19 protein-coding genes and 3 tRNA genes are annotated in these 18,708 nt (G+C 66.5%); 10 read left to right on the forward strand and 12 right to left on the reverse strand.

The annotated features are described in order from the left end of the window. Positions 1–213 precede the first annotated feature (213 nt). From KBW98_RS19295 to KBW98_RS19310, 4 genes are read left to right on the forward strand one after another with little or no spacing between them, the layout of a single operon-like run. The gene (locus KBW98_RS19295) at positions 214–606 is read left to right on the forward strand and encodes a GntR family transcriptional regulator (protein ID WP_211521791.1); all 393 of its coding nucleotides are present in this window, start codon (positions 214–216) and stop codon (positions 604–606) included. After that, entirely contained in the window at positions 603–1,472 is an 870-nt protein-coding gene (locus KBW98_RS19300; RefSeq protein ID WP_211521792.1) for an ABC transporter ATP-binding protein, read from the forward strand. The genes KBW98_RS19295 and KBW98_RS19300 overlap by 4 nt, the downstream gene beginning before the upstream one ends. Then, positions 1,469–2,437, forward strand: a complete 969-nt coding sequence (locus KBW98_RS19305) for an ABC-2 transporter permease (protein WP_211521793.1) — start codon at positions 1,469–1,471, stop codon at positions 2,435–2,437. The genes KBW98_RS19300 and KBW98_RS19305 overlap by 4 nt, the downstream gene beginning before the upstream one ends. Before the next feature lie 4 nt (positions 2,438–2,441). Then, complete coding sequence (locus KBW98_RS19310) at positions 2,442–3,221, forward strand: hypothetical protein (RefSeq protein WP_211521794.1); 780 nt, start codon at positions 2,442–2,444, stop codon at positions 3,219–3,221. Here the strand turns inward: KBW98_RS19310 and KBW98_RS19315 are convergent. The 4 genes from KBW98_RS19315 to rnr all read right to left on the reverse strand — a co-directional run bounded on the left by KBW98_RS19315 (position 3,181) and on the right by rnr (position 8,250). Next, on the reverse strand, positions 3,181–3,870 hold the full coding sequence (locus KBW98_RS19315; RefSeq protein WP_211521795.1) for a YceH family protein: 690 nt from the start codon (positions 3,868–3,870) through the stop codon (positions 3,181–3,183). The genes KBW98_RS19310 and KBW98_RS19315 overlap by 41 nt on opposite strands. A gap of 8 nt (positions 3,871–3,878) precedes the next feature. Continuing rightward, positions 3,879–4,616, reverse strand: a complete 738-nt coding sequence (gene cysE / locus KBW98_RS19320) for a serine O-acetyltransferase (protein WP_211521796.1) — start codon at positions 4,614–4,616, stop codon at positions 3,879–3,881. 250 nt (positions 4,617–4,866) lie between these two features. Further along, complete coding sequence (gene rlmB, locus KBW98_RS19325) at positions 4,867–5,610, reverse strand: 23S rRNA (guanosine(2251)-2'-O)-methyltransferase RlmB (RefSeq protein ID WP_211521797.1); 744 nt, start codon at positions 5,608–5,610, stop codon at positions 4,867–4,869. A 3-nt stretch (positions 5,611–5,613) separates the two neighbouring features. Next, the gene (gene rnr / locus KBW98_RS19330; protein ID WP_211521798.1) at positions 5,614–8,250 is read right to left on the reverse strand and encodes a ribonuclease R; all 2,637 of its coding nucleotides are present in this window, start codon (positions 8,248–8,250) and stop codon (positions 5,614–5,616) included. A 328-nt stretch (positions 8,251–8,578) separates the two neighbouring features. Between rnr and KBW98_RS19335 the strand changes: the two genes are divergently transcribed. From KBW98_RS19335 to KBW98_RS19345, 3 genes are all read left to right on the forward strand, one after another. After that, positions 8,579–8,663, forward strand: a tRNA-Leu gene (locus tag KBW98_RS19335). A 30-nt stretch (positions 8,664–8,693) separates the two neighbouring features. Continuing rightward, positions 8,694–8,778: transfer RNA gene (locus KBW98_RS19340), tRNA-Leu, on the forward strand. A gap of 43 nt (positions 8,779–8,821) precedes the next feature. Then, positions 8,822–8,906: transfer RNA gene (locus KBW98_RS19345), tRNA-Leu, on the forward strand. A gap of 89 nt (positions 8,907–8,995) precedes the next feature. Here the strand turns inward: KBW98_RS19345 and cueR are convergent. Beyond that, positions 8,996–9,412 (reverse strand): Cu(I)-responsive transcriptional regulator, encoded by a 417-nt coding sequence (gene cueR / locus KBW98_RS19350; RefSeq protein ID WP_307727614.1) that lies wholly within the window; start codon positions 9,410–9,412, stop codon positions 8,996–8,998. A 99-nt stretch (positions 9,413–9,511) separates the two neighbouring features. On the opposite strand from cueR, the gene KBW98_RS19355 reads away from it, so the two are divergent. Continuing rightward, on the forward strand, positions 9,512–9,718 hold the full coding sequence (locus KBW98_RS19355; RefSeq protein ID WP_211521799.1) for a hypothetical protein: 207 nt from the start codon (positions 9,512–9,514) through the stop codon (positions 9,716–9,718). A 75-nt stretch (positions 9,719–9,793) separates the two neighbouring features. Beyond that, positions 9,794–10,360 carry a TIGR01841 family phasin gene (gene phaP / locus KBW98_RS19360; protein ID WP_211521800.1) on the forward strand — a complete coding sequence of 189 codons (567 nt, stop codon included), beginning with the start codon at positions 9,794–9,796 and terminating at the stop codon, positions 10,358–10,360. A gap of 103 nt (positions 10,361–10,463) precedes the next feature. Here phaP and tssA read toward each other — a convergent pair whose 3' ends face one another. The 7 genes from tssA to KBW98_RS19395 all read right to left on the reverse strand — a co-directional run bounded on the left by tssA (position 10,464) and on the right by KBW98_RS19395 (position 17,934). After that, positions 10,464–11,450, reverse strand: coding sequence for a type VI secretion system protein TssA (tssA, locus tag KBW98_RS19365; protein WP_211521801.1), 987 nt, complete (start codon positions 11,448–11,450; stop codon positions 10,464–10,466). A gap of 12 nt (positions 11,451–11,462) precedes the next feature. Then, positions 11,463–14,141, reverse strand: coding sequence for a type VI secretion system ATPase TssH (gene tssH / locus KBW98_RS19370; protein WP_211521802.1), 2,679 nt, complete (start codon positions 14,139–14,141; stop codon positions 11,463–11,465). A 42-nt stretch (positions 14,142–14,183) separates the two neighbouring features. Continuing rightward, positions 14,184–14,684 (reverse strand): type VI secretion system baseplate subunit TssE, encoded by a 501-nt coding sequence (gene tssE / locus KBW98_RS19375; protein ID WP_211521803.1) that lies wholly within the window; start codon positions 14,682–14,684, stop codon positions 14,184–14,186. Between the two features lie 94 nt (positions 14,685–14,778). After that, positions 14,779–15,270 carry a type VI secretion system tube protein Hcp gene (locus KBW98_RS19380; protein WP_211521804.1) on the reverse strand — a complete coding sequence of 164 codons (492 nt, stop codon included), beginning with the start codon at positions 15,268–15,270 and terminating at the stop codon, positions 14,779–14,781. 31 nt (positions 15,271–15,301) lie between these two features. Further along, positions 15,302–16,804 (reverse strand): type VI secretion system contractile sheath large subunit, encoded by a 1,503-nt coding sequence (tssC, locus tag KBW98_RS19385; protein WP_211521805.1) that lies wholly within the window; start codon positions 16,802–16,804, stop codon positions 15,302–15,304. 1 nt (position 16,805) lies between these two features. After that, on the reverse strand, positions 16,806–17,309 hold the full coding sequence (tssB, locus tag KBW98_RS19390; RefSeq protein WP_211521806.1) for a type VI secretion system contractile sheath small subunit: 504 nt from the start codon (positions 17,307–17,309) through the stop codon (positions 16,806–16,808). 37 nt (positions 17,310–17,346) lie between these two features. Further along, the gene (locus tag KBW98_RS19395; protein ID WP_211521807.1) at positions 17,347–17,934 is read right to left on the reverse strand and encodes a tetratricopeptide repeat protein; all 588 of its coding nucleotides are present in this window, start codon (positions 17,932–17,934) and stop codon (positions 17,347–17,349) included. A 196-nt stretch (positions 17,935–18,130) separates the two neighbouring features. On the opposite strand from KBW98_RS19395, the gene tssJ reads away from it, so the two are divergent. Next, positions 18,131–18,673: a type VI secretion system lipoprotein TssJ gene (gene tssJ / locus KBW98_RS19400; RefSeq protein ID WP_211521808.1), complete on the forward strand. Its 543-nt coding sequence runs from the start codon at positions 18,131–18,133 to the stop codon at positions 18,671–18,673. The last annotated feature ends 35 nt before the right edge of the window (positions 18,674–18,708 follow it).

Raw genomic sequence — 18,708 nt, forward strand, 5'->3', positions numbered from 1 at the left:
CGTGATGGTTGCAGGCTCCGGTAGCGCGCCGGATGATCTTGCCGCTACCGCTCACCGCGGCGGCGGCTAAGCCGCCAACCCTACAATCTCGCGTATGCATGTTGACACTTACAAAACCGCTGTTATACTCCACTACAACACCACTTCATCACATCACCAACAAGGAGGCAGGGATGATCACCACGCTGCGCCGCAACCCCAGGGAGGCCCACGATGTCAGTCGGCTGGAACGATAACACCCCGATTTACCGCCAGCTCAAGGAGCGGGTGGTGGGCATGATGCTCGACGGCGTGCTGAAGGCCGGCGACGCCCTGCCCTCGGTCCGCTCGATCGCGGCCGAATATCAGTTGAATCCGATCACCGTATCGAAGGCTTACCAGGAACTGGTCGACGAGAACTTAGTGGAAAAGCGAAGGGGAATTGGCATGTACGTCACCGAAGGAGCAAGCGAGAAACTGCTGTCCACGGAACGCGAACGTTTCATCCGCGAGGAATGGCCGGCGATGGTGGAACGCATCCGCCGCCTGGGCCTGAACCTGGAACAGCTGCTGCGCGCCGCCGCGGTGTCGCCAGATGCGTCGCCGAGTCCGGGAGGTGCGGCATGAGCACCGTGCTTTCCGCGCGCGGCCTGACCAAGCGCTACGGCAAGCGGATCGCAGTCGACAGCGTCGACTTCGATATCCCGGCCGGACGCATCGTCGGCCTGATCGGTCCCAACGGTTCGGGCAAGACCACCACCCTGAAGGCGGCCCTCGGCCTGGTGCCCTTCGAAGGCGAGCTGTCGGTGCTGGGCTTCGATCCGCGTACCCAGCGCGACGAGCTGATGAAGGACGTCTGCTTCATCGCCGACGTCGCCATCCTGCCGCGCTGGCTGCGGGTGAAGGATGCGGTCGACTTCGTGGCCGGCGTGCATCCGCGCTTCGACCGCGCCAAGGCCGAGCGCTACATCGCCCATACCAAGCTGCGCCCGACCATGAAGGTCAAGGAAATGTCGAAGGGCATGATCGTCCAGCTGCACCTGGCGCTGGTGATGGCCATCGACGCCCGCCTCCTCGTGCTGGATGAGCCGACGCTAGGTTTGGACATCATCTACCGCAAGCAGTTCTACCAGAACCTGCTGGAAGACTACTTCGACGAGAAAAAGACCATCGTCATCACCACCCACCAGGTGGAGGAAGTCGAGCACATCCTGACCGACCTGCTCTTCATCCGCGACGGCAAGATCGTACTCTCGGCCACGATGGACGAGATCGGCGAGCGCTACATGGAAGTGATGGTGCCGGCCGAGAAGATCCCGGCCGCCAACGCCCTGCAGCCGCTGGACCAGCGCACCGTGTTCGGCAAGTCCGTGATGCTGTTCGACGCCAACCGCGCCGGCGTCTCGCGCGACCAGCTGGCCGCGCTCGGCGAAACCCGCAACCCCAGCGTGGCCGACCTGTTCGTCGCCACCATGAAAGGAACCTACGCATGAAAACGATGAAGTGGATGCTCCAGCGCGAAATCTGGGAGCACAAGGGCGCGTTCTTCTGGGCGCCGATCGTGGTCGCGGCCGCGCTCGTCCTGCTCATCGGCGGCGGTTTCGTCTACGGCATGGTCACCACCGACATGGCCAACATCGAGGTCGACGGCGCCCACGTGGTGTCGATCCAGGGCATTCCGCACGAGATGCGCAGCAAGCTGGCCGACGTCATCGCTTCCAGCTACCTGGGCGCGGCCCTGCCGCTGTTCATCATGCTGCCCGTGATCGTGTTCTTCTACTGCCTGGCCGCCCTCTACGACGACCGCCGCGACCGCAGCATCCTGTTCTGGAAATCGCTGCCGGTGTCGGACCAGGAGACCGTGCTGTCGAAGGTCGTCACCGCCCTGGTGGTCGCCCCGATGATCACGATCGCGGTCGGCATCGCCGCTTCGCTCACGCTGCTGATCGTCGGCCTGATCGGTACCGCGGCCAAGGGCCTGAACCTGGTTGCGCCGGTGCTGGCCGACATCAACCTCTACCTGTCGCCACTCTACCTGCTGGCCTTCCTGCCGCTCTACATCCTGTTCGCGCTGCCGACCGTCGGCTGGCTGCTGATGGTCTCGGCCTGGGCCCGCTCCAAGGTCTTCCTGTGGGCCGTGGGCACGCCGCTGGTGTCGATCGTGGTGCTGAAATGGGTCGACTTCATCATCGGCCGCTTCGCCAACCTGACCCTGAACGTCGACTGGTTCGTGCAGGAAGTGGTGCTGCGCGGCCTGATGGGCCTGCTGCCCGGCATCTGGCTGGCCGAGCTCGACAACTCGTCCCTGGCCGAAGTGGGCGAAGGCCTGAACGGCGGCATCCTGCTGGCCCACTCCTACGGCGCGCTGGCGACCCCGGGTGTGTGGCTGGGCGCCCTGGCCGGCGCGGCGATGATCTTCGCTGCGATGCGCCTGCGCCGCTGGCGCGATGAAGGTTAAGCCGATGCGCGCCCTCCCCGCGCTCCTCCTCGGCAGCGTCATGCTCTGCGGCGTCGCCGGCGCCGCGGACACTGCGCCGGCCCGTGAGCTCGAACCCGTGCACGTGAATGCGATGCGCGATCCGGAAATCCGCAAGTACAAGGCGATCCTGGCCGGACTGGACGCCTTCGACCGGCACCACAAGCTGGCCCCGGCGGTCGAGCGGCTGGAGTTCCGCGCCACGGCGCGCAAGCCGGACGCCTCGCCGGACCAGCTGGCGGCGCGCCTGGTGGGCGACGACGGCTTCTCGCTGGCGCTTCCCATCGACGCTGGCGGCCGCTTCGTGGTGCCGCGCAGCGATGCGGCGGCAAGCGCGGAGAGCGAACTGGAGCTGAACCGCAAGCGCCGCGCCTACCGGGTCAACCCCGACATCAGGACGCCGGGCCTGCCGGCCAGCCAGCGCCGCCTCGGCGACCTGCGGCTGGAATGCAAGGTGACGGTGGCGATCGCCAAGGAAGAAATCCCGCTGTTCTGGGTGCTGGCGATCAACACCGTGATGCTCACCAGCGACTGGTGCAGCTTTTTCGACGAGAAGCGCCAGGCGCGCTTCGGCTTCCACGCCGACGGCCCGGTCACCGGCGCGGTCCTGCGCGAAGGCGAACGCAGCCTGGACCTGAAGCCGAAGGACTCGTCCCTCGAGGTGCCGCTGGGCTCGCCAGAATGGAGCGACGAGGCGGTGGTGGAACTGAGCTTCGCGGAAACCGCTACTGGAACTGCTGGCGAAACGCCTCGAACTGCCCCTTGAGGTCTTCCAGCTCGCCGCGCAAGGCGGCGACTTCCTGCTCCAGCTGACCGATGCGGCCGCCCTGGGTCATCCCGGCGGCCGCGCTGTTCAGCTGCTCGGCGCCGGCCACGATGGTGATCTCGCCGCCCAGCAGCTGGCCGTAGCGCGGCTCCTTGGTGCCGGGCGCGCGCTCCAGGCGCGCCACCAGCGGCGGGTATTTATCGATCAGGAACTGCAGCGCCGTCTCGACGTCCGCCACGCTCTTGAATTCGTGCAGGCGCCCGGTACGGGTGCGGATCTCACCGGCCGTCTGCAGGCCGCGCAGCATCAGCACGGTGAGCACGGCCAGCTTGTCCTGTTCCAGCGTCCACTTGATGCGCATGCGGTGTTCGTACTTGACCACGCGCGCGCCGGCCTGGGAAATGCCGTTGACCAGCTTGCGTTCGGTAAGGCGCTGCAGGGTGTCGAGCACCACCTCGTCGGTGAGCTGCATCACCGGGTCGCGGCTCGACAGCTGGTTGCAGCCGTTAACGATGGCGTTGAGCGACATCGGGTAGTTGTCGGGGGTGAGCGCTTCTTTCTCGGCCAGCACCGCGAGCACGCGGAGTTCGATCGGGTCAAGCACGGCTGCGGCTGCGGCATCGCCGCCGCCGGTCGTTTCATTCGTCATGCGGTTCCTTAGTCAACCAGGCGGTTCAGTTGTTCCGAATCGAGTTTATCACCCTCCTTCATGTTCGGGCAGCACAGGCCGGCGGCTTTCATGGACGCCGCCATGCGCTCGATCTGTTCGTCCTGGCGGGCGACGTGGTCGATCAGGTTGCGCAGGGCCTTGGACAGCGGGTCGTCGCCGTTGGGCGTGACGCCGTAGGCCGCGAACAGGTGCGCGCTGCGCGACTGGGCTTCCTTGCGGATGATGTGGGCCGGATTGCCGACCGCGGTGGCGCCGGAGGGCACCGGCTTCACCACCACGGCATTCGAGCCGACCTTGGCGTATTCGCCCACGGTGAAGGCGCCCAGCACTTGCGCGCCGGCGCCGACGATGACGCCGCGCTCCAGGGTCGGGTGGCGCTTGGTGCCGGCCACCAGGGTGGTGCCGCCCAGGGTCACGCCCTGGTAGATGGTGCAGTCGTCGCCCACCACGGCGGTTTCGCCGATTACCACGCCGAAGCCATGGTCGATGAAGACGCGGCGGCCGATGATGGCGCCGGGGTGGATCTCGATGCCGGTGATGACGCGGGCGATGTAGGAGATGAAGCGGCCGAGCCACTTGAGGTTCACCTTCCAGCAGGCGTGCGCCCAGCTGTGCATGATGACCGCGTGCAGGCCCGGATAGCAGGTGAGCACCTCCCAGCCGTTGCGGGCGGCGGGATCGCGTTCGATGATGCTCTTGATATCTTCGCGCAACTTGGGAAACATAATCGGTGTCAGTACAGGGCCACACCCATGGTAGCGTATGTTGGGGTGGCTTGCTTATGTGGGGTCAAGGTGGGGGGAGCGTTTATGCGTAGTGGCTGTGCAAGGAAACTTGGATCCCGGCCTCCGCCGGGATGACGTTTTTAAGTACGTGTCCGAAAACGCTTACGCTGATTTCGCCCCGCATTTACCAACGTCATCCCGGCGAAGGCCGGGATCCAAGTTTGCGTGAAAACCGATACCGTAACGAGGTTCAGCCTTCCCGCGCCAGCCTCTGCCGACGCGCCTCATACAGGCACACGCCCGACGCCACCGACACGTTCAGGCTCTCGACCGAGCCCAGCATTGGGATGCTCACCAGCACATCGCAGGTCTCGCGCGTCAGGCGGCGCATGCCCTCGCCTTCCGAGCCCATGACCAGTGCGGCCGGGCCGGTGAAGTCGGCCTGGTACAGCCCGCGGTCCGCGTCGTCCGAGGTGCCGATCAGCAGGATGTCGCGTTCCTTCAGCTCGCGCATGGTGCGCGCAAGGTTGGTGACGGTGATGTAGGGCACGGTCTCGGCCGCGCCGCTGGCCACCTTGGCGGCGGTCGCGTTCAGGCCCACGGCGCGGTCCTTCGGCACGATCACCGCATGCGCGCCGACGCCGTCGGCCACGCGCAGGCAGGCGCCCAGGTTGTGCGGGTCGGTGATGCCGTCCAGGATCAGGAGCAGCGGCGGACCTTCGATCGCATCCAGCAGCTCGTCCAGGTTGCGCGCCAGCGCCAGCTGGCTGGCGAAGGCGATCACGCCCTGGTGGCGGCGGGTGCCGACGATCTTGTCGAGGCGCGAGGATTCCACCGGCATCACGCGCACGCCGGCCGCCTTGGCGCCGGCGACCAGGTCCTGCATGCGGCGGTCGTTGCGTTCGGCGTCGACGAAGATCTCTTCCACCGACGAAGCCTCATGGCGCAGCCGCGAGGTCACCGCGTGGAACCCGAAAATCATTTTGTTTTTCATGCTTTACTTCTTTTTGCTAGTTTTGGATGCGGTCTTGGTAGCCGCTTTGGGTGCACCTTGTTTGCTGGTGCTCTTGCTTGCTGCGGTTTTCTTGGCGGGGCTCTTGGTCGCGCCCTTGGCTGCCGGCCTGGCAGCGCTCTTCGCCGCAGTCTTGGGCGCGGATTTGGACGCTGTCTTGGCCGGGCCGCGCGGTGCGCGCGGCGGCGGGACGAATACCACGTCTTCTTCCGCTTCCTCCTCCTCGAAGGAAGGCGCCGGGGCCGCGGCGCCCAGCAGTTCGCCGGCCTGGGCCTTGGCGCGCGCCTTGCGCGACTTGGGCGGCTTCGGTTCCAGCGCTTCCTGGGCCGCCTGGCGGGCGCGCTCGAGCGGCGCCGGCACGGATGCATCGGCCGGCCCCTGTGCGGCGTCGGGCGAGCCCGAGCCCAGCACCAGGTCGATCTTGCGCGCTTCCAGGTCGACGCGGGCGACCTTGACGCTCACGCGGTCGGTCAGCTGGTAGCGCTTGCCGGTGCGGTCGCCGCGCAGCTCGTGGCGCGCGTCGTCGTACTGGAAATAATCCTGGCCCAGTTCGGTCACGTGCACCAGGCCCTCGACATAGAGCTCGTCGAGCGTGACGAAGATGCCGAACGGGGTCACGCCGGACACGGTGCCGGTGAATTCCTCGCCCAGCTTGTTCTGCATGAAGTAGCACTTGAGCCAGTTCTCGACGTCGCGCGAGGCTTCGTCGGCGCGGCGCTCGTTGGCCGAGCAGTGCACGCCGAGCGCGTCCCAGATGGTCAGGTCTTTCTCGGCCTTCTGCCTGCCTTCGGCCTTGTCCTTGGCGGCCTGCTTGCGCGCCGAATTCGACAGCGTCGTGTTCAGCTTGCCCAGCTCGATGCCCTTGGGCTCGTAGCGCTTGCCCAGCAGGAGGGCCTTGATGGCGCGGTGGGTCAGCAGGTCCGGGTAGCGGCGGATCGGGCTGGTGAAGTGGGCATAGGCCTCGTAGGCCAGGCCGAAGTGGCCGACGTTGTCCGGGCTGTAGACCGCCTGCTGCATCGAGCGCAGCAGCATGGTCTGCAGCAGGGCCGCGTCCGGGCGCTCCTTGATCTGTTGCATGACCGCGGCGTAGTCGCGCGCCGTCGGCTTGCTGCCCCCACCCAGGTTCAGGCCCACCTGCTTGAGGAAGGTGCGCAGCTGGTTCAGCTTCTCCTCGGTCGGGATCGCGTGGATGCGGAAGGTGCCCGGGTGCTTGTGGCGGATCAGGAAGTCCGCCGCGCACACGTTGGCGGCCAGCATGCACTCCTCGATCAAGCGGTGCGCGTCGTTGCGGGTGCGGGGGATGATCTTCTCGATCTTGCCCAGCGGGTTGCAGACGATATAGGTTTCGGTGGTCTCGAAATCGATCGCGCCGCGTTCCTGGCGCGCCTTGAGCAGCGCGCGGAACACTTCGTTCAGGTTCAGCAGGTGCGGCACGATGCCCGGCCGGCGCTGGGCTTCCGGTCCCTTGGTATTGCCCAGGATGTCGGCCACTTCGTTATAGGTCAGGCGCGCGGCCGAGTGCATCACGGCCGGGTAGAACTGGTAGGCGGTGACTTCGCCCTCGAGCGTGACGACCATGTCGCACACCAGGGTGCAGCGGTCCACGGCCGGGTTCAGCGAGCACAGGCCGTTGGACAGCTTCTCGGGCAGCATGGGAATCACGCGGCGCGGGAAGTAGACCGAGGTGCTGCGTTCGATCGCGTCCACGTCGAGCGCGTCGTTCGGCTTCACGTAATGGCTGACGTCGGCGATCGCCACCAGCAGGCGGTAGCCCTTGGCGCGGCCGATCTTGACCGGCTCGCAGTACACGGCGTCGTCGAAGTCGCGCGCGTCTTCGCCGTCGATCGTCACCAGGGGCACGTCGCGCAGGTCGACGCGGTCAAGCAGGTCGGCATCGATGACTTCGTTCGGCAGCCTGTTGGCCTGCTTGAGCGCGGCGGGCGAGAACACGTGGGGCACGCCGAACTTGCGCACGGCGATCTCGATTTCCATGCCCGGGTCGTCCAGTTCGCCGAGCACCTCGACGATCTTGCCGGTGGGTTTCTGGAAGCGGCCGGGCTGCTCGATCAGCTCGACGCTCACCACCTGCCCCGCCTTGGCCTTGCCGGGCGAGCCGGCCACCAGGATGTCCTGGCTCATGCGCTGGTCCTCGGGCGACACGATCCACACGCCGCCTTCGTTGAGCAGGCGGCCGATTACATGGGTGTTGGCGCGTTCGACCACTTCGACGATCGAACCTTCGGGACGGCCGCGGCGGTCGGTGCCGGTCACGCGCGCCATCACCTTGTCGCCGTGCAGCACCTTCTGCATTTCGCGGTCGGACAGGAACAGGTCGTCGCCGCCGTTATCCGGAATCACGAACCCAAATCCATCGCGGTGCGCGCTGACACGGCCGGCCACGAAGCCGGAGTGATCGGTCAGCATATAGGTGCCGGTCTGGCGGTCGGCGCGGATCTGGCCGTCACGCTCCATGGCGTTGAGGCGGCGTCCGAGGACTTCCTGGGCGGCTGGCTTGACCTTCAGGGCGCGCGCTACCGCGGCCGCGTCGAGCGGCTCGGTGGCGTCGCGAAACACGGCGAGGATTTCCTCGCGGCTTGGAATGGTATGTGTAGGTTGCTTCAAATCGGTTTCTTTTTCTTAGTAGTGGCGGCGCCGGATCGGCAACGCTGGCAGCGCCTTGGTTTCGTTGACAGCTTGACAGGCGTAGTGTAACGGAGGTCCGCGCGATTCGCCTAACGCGATTCGTCTGCGGGAATGCCTGCAATCGTCTCGGCAGGGTCTTTGACTTTTGAAATTCATCCGCTATAATCTCGGTCTCTTCAGCAACGACGGCAACGCCGGAGCGAAGAACGCAGCAGTAGCAGGAGTGCGTCTGGCGCAGTGAACAACGAAAGTTGATCTAGCGAAAAATGACAAAGCCTGATATTGTAGCAGAGTTAGCAGGTGCAGTGCCCACGTGGCGGAATTGGTAGACGCGCATGGTTCAGGTCCATGTGCCGCGAGGTGTGGGGGTTCGAGTCCCTCCGTGGGCACCAGGTTGCTAGCTCGGTAGTTGATGTTTGTATGCCCACGTGGCGGAATTGGTAGACGCGCATGGTTCAGGTCCATGTGCCGCGAGGTGTGGGGGTTCGAGTCCCTCCGTGGGCACCAAAGCTACCTTGTTGTACGCAGTAAGAGTTGATGTTGTGTCAGTGCCCACGTGGCGGAATTGGTAGACGCGCATGGTTCAGGTCCATGTGCCGCGAGGTGTGGGGGTTCGAGTCCCTCCGTGGGCACCAAACTCTACCGGATTGAACGTGTTTTGTTCCGCAAAACGCCGTAGCCTTTGTCAAAGGGTTACGGCGTTTTGCGTTTACCTGCCCTTCTTTCAGTGCGCGGCCAGGTCGTCCAGGATCGGACAATCCGAACGCGCGTCGCCATGGCAGGAATCGGCCAGCGATTCCAGGGTGCGGCGCATCGCTTCCATCTCCGCGATCTTGCGGTTCAGCTCATCGATATGACTGCGCGCCAGCGCGCGCACGTCGGCGCTGGCGCGCCCCTTGTCCTGCCACAGGGCCAGCAGGTCGCGGATCTGGTCCAGCGAAAAGCCGAGGGCGCGGCCGCGGTGCACGAATTGCAGCACCCGCACGTCCTGGCCGGTATACACACGGTAGCCGGCATCGGTGCGGCGCGCGGCGCCGATCAGCCCGATCGATTCGTAGTGGCGGATCATCTTGGCCGATACGCCCGAGGCGCGCGCGGCCTCGCCGATGTTCAAGGTGGAAGCCTGGGAGGTGTCCATCATGCTCTCCTGTTGTAATCCCGGCGAAGAATACACCTTCCCACGATAGGAAGGTCAAGCCGTGCTTGACTTGCCCCATGGTAGGGTTAAGCTGGACGGACCATGATCTTCCATCGGATTGCCATCGCCCTTGCGGCCCTCGTCCTCGCCGGGCACAGCGCTTTCGCCGCGCCCGCGCCCTATTACCAATGGCGCAGCACGCTCAACGGCGCCCTTGCCTGTTCCCAGACGCCGCTCGGCGAAGGCTGGGTCAAGGCGAGCGGTCCGTATCGGGACGCGCATTGCGAAAAACTTATTGTTGTTAAATAATGCAGCAAGTAATGGTTTAGAAGCGCGCCGCGCGTCCGTCAAGCGCATTCACTGAGCATCCACTGAGGAGACAGAATGTTTACCAGCCCGGAACAGTTTGCCAACGCCACCAAGACCTTGTTCGATCTCCAGATGCAGACCTTCAACGCCCTGGCCAGCAAGACGGTCAAGGGCGTGGAACAAGTCGTGGCGCTGAACATGAACGCCGCCAAGGACACGATGGCCGGAACGCTGCAAACAGGGCGTGACATGAGCCAGGCCACCGATCCCAAGGCGGCCATGGATGCCCTCAAGGCCCGCATGCAGCCGGGCATGATGAACGCCACCGAATACCGGGCCCAGCTCAAGGCCATCATCGACGAAATGCACGAGGAGTTCCGCCACGCCGCCGATTCGCACGCGGCCGAGGCCAAGAGCACCCTGTCGGCCCTGATCTACGACGTGACCGAGCACGTCAAGCCGGGACAGGAGAACGCCGTCGAGATCATCAAGGCCGCGATCGACAATGCCTTCAAGGGCTACGAGCAGGTGACCCAGGCGACGCGCCAGGCCGTGCAGACGGTCGAGGCGCAGTTCGAGCGCGCCACGCAGATGGTCAATCCGGGCACCAACAAGACGCCGGACCAGGCGAACGCCGGATAAAACGTAGGGTGGACGGGTTCCCCGTCCACGCGGTGATAGTTCGCGCCAAAATCATCCGGCGCGATATCGGAGCCCGTCACCGCGTGGGCGGCGAAGCCATCGTTCATTCCACCGCTTCAATCCCAAGCAACTCCTCCAGCCGCGCCAGCGAGGCATCGTCCTTGATGACCGAACGCAGCCACGCATGCAGCGGCTGCTCCCCCCAGCGCGCCGCCTTCTCGGCCAGGTAGGCCACCGGGCTGTGCGGCTCGGTGCGCCGGAAGAATTCCGCCACCTGGCGCAGCTGGGCCAGGGCCTGCTCGCGGTGCTGCAGGGGCCCTTCGGCCAGCACGATTGGCGCCGCCGCGCGCACGACCGCGGTTCCGAGCGTAGCCGCAGGCGCGGACTGGACCGCCACCGCGCCGCCCGCCGGCGTCACGAAATCCTTCACGTCGCGCAGCACCGCGCGCGCCACGCTGAAGCTCGGGCCATCGGCGCCCAGGCGCGCATCCACCGCCCGTTCCAGCTCGTCGAGCGCCGCCAGGCAGGCGTCGGCGTCCGCCGCCACCCCCGCGAAGAAGGCGGCCGAGCTGCGTGCGCGCGCCGTTTCCAGCTCGGCCGCCTCGCCATCGCCGCCCTGCGCATGCCTGGTTTCCCACTGCAGCATGCTGGCCCCGTTCTCCAGCACCGGCACGGCCTTGGCCAGCGACGAGATGCGCGCCGCGATCCAGGCCAGGTTGCCGATGCGGCGCTCGAAGCCATCCTCGTCCGCCAGCGGATGCAGCCCGTCCCAATAGCGTTCGCACAGCGCCGCCACCAGGCGCAGGCCCTCGGCCAGGCCGCGCAAGCCGCCCGTCCTGGCGCTGGCCTCGGCCAGCCATACCGCCAGCTGCAGGTCCTTGCTGCGCGCCTCGATCAGCAGCGCGCAGCGCTTGCCGACGAACTTCCAGTCGGCTTCCTTGAGCGTGGTGACCCAGGCGCCCTGCTCCAGCGACGGATCATCGGCCAGGCGGGCGCGCGCGATCTCGTCGACCTCGGGCGAGAACGCCAGGTCTTCGCCGCAGGGATCGTCCGGGGCGATGGGGGCAAGCAGCGCGTCGATGTTGAACATGGAACCTCCTCCTTATGCCGATGCCGTGGCTTCCACCGTGTACTTGAACTTGCCTGCCTTGGTCGCGCTGACCTTCACGCGGGCGATGCCGCCGCCTTCGGCCATGCGCGCCAGTACGCTGTCCGCGATCTCGGGCAGCAAGCTGCCGTTCAGGACCTTGTCGACGTTGCGCGCGCCCGAATCGACCTCGGTGCAGCGGTTCAGGACCGCCGTCACCAGCGCGTCGTCGTACTCGAAATGCGCGCGGTGGTTGTCCTGGATGCGCGCGCCGATGCGGTCCAGCTTGAGCCGGATGATATTGGACAGCACCTCGTCGCGGATCGGGTAGAAGGGCACCACCGTCAGGCGACCCAGGAAGGCCGGCTTGAAATGCTTCATGAGCGCGGGCCGCAGCAGTTCGGACAGCTGGTCCGGCGCCGGGAGCTCGCTGGCCGGCTTGTTCAGGCAGGCCTGCATCAGCTGGCCCGAGCCCAGGTTCGAGGTCAGGATGATGATGGTGTTGCGGAAGTCGATCTGCCGTCCCTCGGCATCGTCCATCACGCCCTTGTCGAAGACCTGGAAGAACAGCTCGAGCACGTCCGGGTGGGCTTTCTCGGCCTCGTCCAGCAGCACCACGCTGTAGGGATTGCGCCGCACCGCCTCGGTCAGCACCCCGCCCTCGCCATAGCCGACGTAGCCCGGCGGCGAGCCTTTCAGGCCGGAGACGCTGTGCGCTTCCTGGTATTCGCTCATGTTGATGGTGACCAGCTTGCGCTCGCCGCCGTACAGGATGTCGGCCAGGGCCAGCGCGGTCTCGGTCTTGCCCACGCCCGAGGTGCCGACGAACAGGAATACACCCTTCGGCTTGTTCGGGTCGTCCAGGTTGGCGCGCACCGTGCGCACCCGCTGCGCCACCACGCCGCTGGCATGCTGCTGGCCGAGGATGCGCTGGTCCAGCATCGACTGCAGCTTGACCACGGTGCGGATCTCGTCCTTGACCATGCGGCCGAGCGGGATGCCGGTCCAGGCGGCGACGATCTCGGCCACCGTATGGCCGTCGACCTGTACCGGCACCAGCGGCGACTCGCCCTGCAGGGCGCGCAGCCGCTCGATTAGAGCGCACAATTCGGCGCGCGGTTCGGCACCATCGCCGCCCTGCGACCTACCCGCTTCCAGCCCGGCGCGCAGCTGGCCGATCTGCGCCGTCAGCGCCTGCTCCTGTTCCCAGCGGTGGCGCAGGGTCTGCTGCTCGTCCGTCGCGCTGTCGCGCGCGCGCCGCAGCTCGCCGAGCGCCTCGCCATGCTGGCCGCCGGCGCTGGCCTCGCGCTCCAGGGCGGCGATGCGCGCGACGATGCGTTCGATGCGGCGGCTGCAGTCTTCCAGCAGGGCCGGCGTCGCACTCTGGCCCAGCGCCACCTTGGCGCAGGCCGTGTCGAGCACGCTGATCGCCTTGTCCGGCAGCTGGCGTCCGGCGATGTAGCGGTGCGACAGGCGCACCGCCTCGGTGATGGCGTCGTCGTAGACCCGCACGTTGAAGTGGCGCTCCATCAGCGGCGCCATCGCGCGCAGCATGGCGCAGGCGATGTCCTCGCTCGGCTCCTCGACCTTGATCACCTGGAAGCGGCGCGCCAGCGCGGCGTCCTTCTCGAAATACTTCTTGTACTCGCCCCAGGTGGTGGCCGCGATGGTGCGCAGCTCGCCGCGCGCCAGCGCGGGTTTCAAGAGGTTGGCGGCGTCGTTCTGGCCGGCCTGGCCGCCGGCGCCGATCATGGTGTGGGCCTCGTCGATGAACAGGATGATGGCGTGCGGGCTTTTCTTGACCTCGTCGATCACGTTCTTCAGGCGGTTCTCGAATTCGCCCTTGACGCTGGCGCCGGCCTGCAGCAGGCCCATGTCGAGGGTGTGGATCTCGACACCCTTGAGCACGTCCGGCACCTCGCCTTGCGCGATGCGCAGGGCCAGCCCTTCGACCACGGCGGTCTTGCCCACGCCGGCCTCGCCGGTCAGGATCGGGTTGTTCTGGCGCCGGCGCATCAGGATGTCGATCGCCTGGCGAATCTCCGCGTCGCGTCCGATCACGGGATCGACCTTGCCTTCGCGCGCGCGCGCCGTCAGGCAGGTGGTGTACTGGTCGAGCGCCGGCGTGCCGCGCACCGGGGCTTGCGTCAGCTCGGTCGCCGCATCGGTGGCCGTAGCGGAATCGCAGCCCGCGCCCTGCGCCGCCAGCGCCGGCGTTTCGCGCGAGCCGCGCGTCAGCCGCTCCAGGTCGTGCTTGAGGCGGTCGAGCGGGAAGCGCGCGAACTCGCGCGAGGCGCGCTGCGCCAGCTGGGCCAGCGAGGGTTCGGTGAGCAGCGCCAGCAGCAGGTGGGCGCTGCGGATCTGGTTAGGGTGGCCGCTGCCGAGCGAGGCGATCAGCCAGGCGTGTTCGAACAGCGCCGGCAGGTGCTTCGAGAACACCGGCGTGCGCGCGTTGCCGGTGGCGAAGCGGGCGATTTCCTTGCGCAAGTCGGTCTCGAGGCCGGTCAGGCTGATGTTGCACTGGCGGGCGATCACGGCCAGGTCGCTGTCCGGCTGTTCGATCAGGCCCAGGAACAGGTGTTCGATCTCGACCTCGTAGTGCCCCAGTCCGACGCAGATGGACGCGGCGCGGCTGGCGGCGGCGCGGGTGGTGTCGTTCAGCTTGCCGATCAGGGTCTTGAGATTGATGTCCATCGTGTCGCGTCCTCGTGGTGATCTGTCGAATGGTGCGCAGGCTCAGGCCTTGGACGGCCGCGTCGCGCGCTTGATCGCGTAGCGCAGCGACGAAGGCTGCAGCACCGCGCTGAAGTTGACCGGCTCGGCCAGGGGGTCGCCGGCGGCGGCTGGCGCCAGGCGGGCATGGATCACGAAGCCGAGGCGGTTGACGCTCCCATCTTCCGGAACCAGCTCGGCGCTGACCTCGCGCAGGCGCGGTTCGTGCGTCTCGATCGCATCCTTCAGGCTGGCGCACACCAGGGCGCGGTCGACGCTGCTGCCCAGGCAAAAGGCGGCGAAGTCGCCCACGCCGTAGTGCAGGATCGAAGCGCGCGCCGCCGGGTAGCCAAGCAGCGCGCCGGCAGGCAGCGCAAGGCGGGTGTTGAGCAGCGCTTCGAGGTCGCGCGCGATGCTGTCCTTGAGCTGCTCGAGGCTGACAGGCGCGCCCGGCGCACCGGGGTTGCCCGCCAGGGTGCGCTCGTCCATGAGCCGGTCGAGCAGGCCTGGTGTGAAGCCGTTCATGGGGTCTCCGGAGAATTCAATGGCGCGGCCCGTGCTGCCGGGCCGCGCCTGCCCCGTCGCTCACGTGGGGCGAGGCTGCGGGAAGCGTCCCGCCTCAGGCGGTCTTGTTGGCCGCCAGATCCCAGCCGCCGGAGGTATTGCCGCCCGAGCCGCCGTTGATTTTCTGCTGGGTGTACTTCCACTTGATCTTCGAGAACTTCAGGCCCACGCTCTCCTGGATGATGCTGCCCTCGGCCACGCTGGGGCTGACGCCGCCGATCAGGACGTTTTCCAGTTCGATCTCGAAGTACTTGATGCGCTCGCCCTGCCCGTCGGCGCGCATGAATTCCAGCTTGGCCTTGGGGATGGTCTTGCCGGCCGAGCAGGTCTGCAGCAGGATCGGCGAGGACAGGTCGGCCAGCTTGGTCAGCTGGATCTCCTGGTGCTCGCAGCGTTCGGCGGTGTGGCCGCCGCCGGTGGAGGCGGTGGCGGAGCGCGGCTGCGACACCCCCCAGGCCACCGAAGTACATTCGATCCAGTCCTTGTGCTTGTCGTCCAGCGATTCGCCCTTGATCCCGTCGATCTGCAGGTACACGTCAATTGCCATGTTCTACTCCATTCAAGTGTGGGGAAAACGACTAGTTCTTGGTCGATTGCGGCAACTCCGCGACCAAACGGAGCGAAACGGACAGCTCGTCGAGCTGGAAGTGCGGACGCAGGAAGGACACGGCGCGGTACACGCCCGGCCGGCCCGGCACCTCGGACACCTGCACCGAGGCCTCGCGCAGCGGGAACTGGGCCTTCTGGTCCTGGCTCGCGTTATCGTCCAGCAGTACGTACTGGGTCAGCCAGCGGTTCAGGTAATCCTCGACGTTCGAGGCCGCCGCGAAGCTGCCGATCTTGTCGCGCATCATGGCCTTCATGTAGTGGGCGATGCGCGAGACCGCGAAGATGTACTGCAGCTGCGAAGACAGCACGGCATTCGCGTTGGCCGCGTCGGTGTTGTACTTCCTGGCCTTCTGGGCCGACTGGGCGCCGAAGAAGGCGGCATACGAGGTGTTCTTGCAATGCACCAGCGAGATGAAGCCCAGGTCGGACAATTCCTTTTCGCGGCGGTCGGTGATCGCCACCTCGGTCGGGCATTTCAGCGCCACTTCGCCCTCGTCGGTCTTGAAGGTGTGGGTCGGCAGGTTCTCCACCAGGCCGCCGCCCTCGACGCCGCGGATCGCCGCGCACCAGCCGTAATCCTCGAAGGCGCGCGTCAGGCGCGCCCCGAAGGCGTAGGCGGCGTTGCACCACAGGTACTTGGAGTGATCGCTGCCGTCCACGTCCTCGACGTAGTTGAAGCCCTCGGTGGTCACGCCGTCCACCGGGTGGTAAGGCAGTCGGCCCAGGAAGCGCGGCAGGGTCACGCCGACGTAGCGTGAATCCTCCGACTCGCGGAAGGCCTTCCACTTGGCGTATTCGACCGTGTCGAATACCTTGGCCAGGTCGCGCGGCTTGCCCAGGTCGCCGAAGCTCTCGACCCCGAACAGTTCCGGCGCGCTGGAGGTGATGAAGGGCGCGTGGCTGGCCGCGGCCACGTGCGACATCTGCTCGAGGAAGTAGATGTCCTCTGGCTGGCGCGAGATCTCGAAGTCGCCGATCAGGGTGCCGTAGGGAGCGCCGCCGAAGGTGCCGAACTCCTCCTCGTAGACCTTCTTGAACATGGTGCTCTGATCGAATTCCATGGCCGACTGGAAGTCCTTCACCAGCTCGCGCTTGGTGGCGTTGAGCATGCGGATCTGCAGACTGGCGCTGGTGGTGCTGTTCTTGACCAGGTAGTGCAGGCCGGTCCAGCTGCGTTCGAGTTTCTGGAACTCGGGCGCATGCATGACGGCGGAGAGCTGCTCCGAGATCATGCGATCCAGTTCCGCCAGGCGCGCGTCGATGGTGGCTGACAGGTTCGACGAGATCACCATCGTGCCCTGCATCACCTGGGTCACCAGTTCGGAAATGATGTCGCGCGCGCGTTCGTGTTCGCTGCTGGACTTGGCGACGCGGCTCTCTTCGACGATCTGGTCGAGCAGCGAGGTGTCCAGTTCCACCGCCGCGGCGCCGCCCGCCGGCGCATTGTCTGACGTATCGAGTACCGCCGACATCTCAGCCCTCCTTGCCTTGCTTGCGCAGGCTGTCGAGTTTCTCGGTATTGCCCAGTACTTCGCTGAGGATGTCCTCGAGCTTGTCGTTGCCGGCTAGTTTGTTCCTCAGGTCGGCCAGCTTGTTGCGCGCTTCCAGCAGGCCGGCCAGGGGCGCCACCTGCTTCACCACAGCCTCAGGGCGGAAGTCGGCCATCTCGCGGAACTGCAGGGTCACGCCGATCTGGCCGCCCTCGGGGCTCAGGTGGTTGTCCACCTTGAAGCTGGTCTTGGGCGCCACGCCGCCCAGCACCTCGTCGAAATTTCCGGCGTCGACGTTGACGAACTTGCGGTCCTTCAGGCGCTTCTTCTCGGCTGCGGGGTCGGCGCCGAAGTCGCCCACGACGCCGACAACGAACGGCAGTTCCTTGTTCTCGATGGCGTCGCCGATCTCGACGTCATAGGTCATCTGCACGCGCGGGGCGCGCACCTTCTGCAAGCGCTTCTGCACGCTTTCACTCTTGGGCATGGCGACTCCTGGGGTGGGGGATAGCGGAACGCGAGGATTACTTCAGTATGTCGAAGGGGTCCTTGTCGGACTTGGCCTGGGCGCGCGGCGCGGACGAGACCGAAGGCGCCGGCGCCGGGGCGCTTTGCCTGCGGGTGCTCTCCTTGCGCGGCGTCTGGCGCTGCTGCACCAGCACGTCCTCGCCCAGGCTGGTGCGCAGCAGCTTGGCCAGGTCCTGGGCCTCGCTGCGCACCGAGCCTTGCAGGTTGTTCTTGCGGGTCAGGTCGGCCAGCGCCTTGCTGGCCACGCGCAGCCCGCTGACGGCCAGGATGCTGTAGGCCAGCGTGTCGTCGGGGTCGCGCTCCAGGGCTTCCTGGGCGTGGGTGATGGCTTCGCCGTAGTTGTTGGCGTCGAAGCGGATCTGGGCCATGCGCACCCAGGGCTTCTTGTCGACCGGGTGGCTCGCCGCCACCGACTTCAGGAGCGAGACCGCCTTGTCGCTTTGTCCGGCGGCCAGGGCGGCGTCGGCTTCGGCGAAGGCGGTGTCGGCGGCGACGGTGGCGACACGGGCGCCGGCGCCGCCATGCGTGGCGCATCCGGCCAGGGCGCCCGCGACCACCAGGGGCATCAGGAATCGGTAGTACATGCGTGTTCTCCAAGACTGTGAACAAGCCACCATTATTCGTATGGCTGCCCTGACGAAGTTGTGCGCTGTCAATTTTTGATGCGGTGGCGCGGGCTGGGCCGGCCCCGCCCTGATCCGCGTGAAACTTGCGCGCGCGCAGGCCATGCCGGCGGCATTGCGGTTCAAATCCACTCAGCGCCAGTTCCTGGGAGAAAGCATGTCCGCCATTCGTGTCCTGTTGTCCCTTTGCTTATCAGCGATGCTGACAGCTTGCGGCGGCGCCGCGCTCGAGGCAGTCGGGCTGCGCAAGGCGCCTGAGCTGCCGGAGTCGCAACAGCCGCCGCGCAAGGTGCCGCTGCGCCTGCATGCGGCCGGCAAGCTGAATGCGGACAGCCGCGGCCAGCCGCTGGCACTGGCGGTGCGCCTGTACAAGCTGCGCCAGAAGGCGGCCTTCGAGCAGATGCCCTACGCCGCCTTCCTCAATCCCCAACTGGAGCGCGAGAGCCTGGGGGCCGACCTGATCGAGGTGCGCGAAATCATGCTGGTGCCTGGACAGCGCTACGAAGTGACGGAAAAGGTGGCGCGCGAGGCGGGCCACCTGGGCATCGTGGCCCTGTTCCACCGTCCCGCCGAAGGACGCTGGCGCGCCGCCTTCAATACGCAGGAGGCCGAACGGAGCGGCGTCACGGTCGGCCTCCACGCCTGCGCCATGACAGTCGGCGGCGCGGCGGCCATGCTCGGCTCTGCGCGCTGTCAATAAATTTCGCGTAGTTTCCTGCAAGCTAGTTGCTTACG

This window comes from Massilia sp. ST3 (assembly GCF_018119405.1).
GTDB lineage: Bacteria > Pseudomonadota > Gammaproteobacteria > Burkholderiales > Burkholderiaceae_D > Telluria.